The organism is Mixta sp. Marseille-Q2659 (assembly GCF_940807255.1).
Classification (GTDB): Bacteria; Pseudomonadota; Gammaproteobacteria; order Enterobacterales; family Enterobacteriaceae; genus Mixta.
Window position 1 is genome coordinate 1 of record NZ_CALNWY010000071.1, and the last position, 1,452, is coordinate 1,452.

Annotated in this window: 1 protein-coding gene and 2 pseudogenes; 1 reads left to right on the top strand and 2 read right to left on the bottom strand. The window is 53.1% G+C overall.

Features of this window, described 5'->3' with window-relative positions; genetic code table 11:
* The coding region (locus tag P3C52_RS20920; RefSeq protein ID WP_001691633.1) for an IS1 family transposase at window positions 1-112 on the top strand (112 nt) is incomplete at its 5' end.
* A 9-nt stretch (window positions 113-121) separates the two neighbouring features.
* On the opposite strand, the pseudogene P3C52_RS20925 reads toward P3C52_RS20920, so the two are convergent.
* Both P3C52_RS20925 and P3C52_RS20930 read right to left on the bottom strand, forming a co-directional pair.
* Window positions 122-742, bottom strand: a pseudogene (locus tag P3C52_RS20925) (DUF3829 domain-containing protein); the annotation flags it as partial.
* A gap of 70 nt (window positions 743-812) precedes the next feature.
* A pseudogene (locus P3C52_RS20930) lies at window positions 813-1,452 on the bottom strand (serine/threonine protein kinase); the annotation flags it as partial.

A 1,452-nucleotide genomic window follows, 5' to 3' on the forward strand; every position in this document is an offset into this window, starting at 1 on the left:
TCTGAGACAACATCTGGCAAGGCTGGGACGGAAGTCACTGTCGTTCTCAAAATCGGTGGAGCTGCATGACAAGGTCATCGGGCATTATCTGAACATAAAACACTATCAGTAAGTTGGAGTCATTACCAACGATACCGTTACGATAATGCTCTGCGCTATTTGGCTCAGAATTTTCATAAGCCTTTTTTATTTGTTCGCTGTTGGCAACGGAAATCGCTTTTAAAAAATTATCCCGCTTAATAAGCAGCGTTTCAAACGTCGCGATATATTCCGCATTGCTGTTGCGCGCCAGCGCCCCGTTGTCATTGCGCCAGCCCTTGCTCTGGCTGTAGGCGTAAAGCGTTTCGCTAAGCGGCAGCATTTTATCGAGGCTCGCCTGATATTGCCTTGCCGCCTCATCCAGCTGCGGCAATTCTCCCGGCAGGCTTAAGCCCTGGTTTAATTGCTCGCTGACCTTACGAAATATCCCAGGATTAACCACCGAATAAGCGGTCAGGGTTGAAGTGAGCTGCGGCTCGATCTCGCGACGATATTTATAAAAAGCATCCGGCAACGAGTAAGTATTAATGCTGGCTTCACTATTAGCCGCCTTAGTAAAAGCGGTAAGTTTGTCGTTAATTTGAGTTTGTGCAGCAGAAACGGGTGAAGCAGAGTTTATATCACCGTCAGAGGATTTATCGCATGAGGTAATAAAAAGCGCCAGCAACGCGGTGATCAACAGGCGCCATGGATTATTTGCCATTTCCTTTCCTGTAATTATTGTTCCTGAAGAGAAGAGATGACCGTTATAAAAACGGTCACTCTTTATTACCTTAGCTTTGCGGGTTTATCAACCAAACGCCTTCGCGATCGACAGTTATTTTTTGTTGTCGTGACTGTCCCTGATTGGTCACGGTAAAGGTGTACTCGCCCGGCGGTAATTGCAGCGAAGCAAAACCGTTTGGCGAAGGCACCAGCGCCTGCTGATTACCGTTGAGTGCCACCTCATCGCCCGTGCGCAGTTTGATATAAACCTGGGCAACCGGCTCCGGCACCACCGCAGGCTGCGACGGTTCAGCAGCGGCGCTGCTTTCCGTGGCGGTCGGCGCAGAGGTACTGGCGACGGGAGCGGCGTTCTGCGTCTGAACGGCGGCGGGCGCAGCGGTATCGGACGGCGCGACGGCAGCGCTTTGCACACCATCATTGCCGCCGCCGGCAATCAGCGCGCCCACAGCAATACCGACCAACACGCCTGCGGCAGCCAGCCCCGGCCACATATAGCGCTTCAGCGGTGACGGCGGCGCCGCTGGCGCTTCCGGTTCAACCGGCACCAGCATGGTGCCCGGTCCGTCAATCTTCACGTTAAGAATATCGTTCAGATCGGAAACCGACAGCTCCATCAGTGCGGCAAAGTCGTCAATGGACTGCGGACGATCTTCCGGCTTCAGCGCCAGCGCCTTATCGATAGCGTGC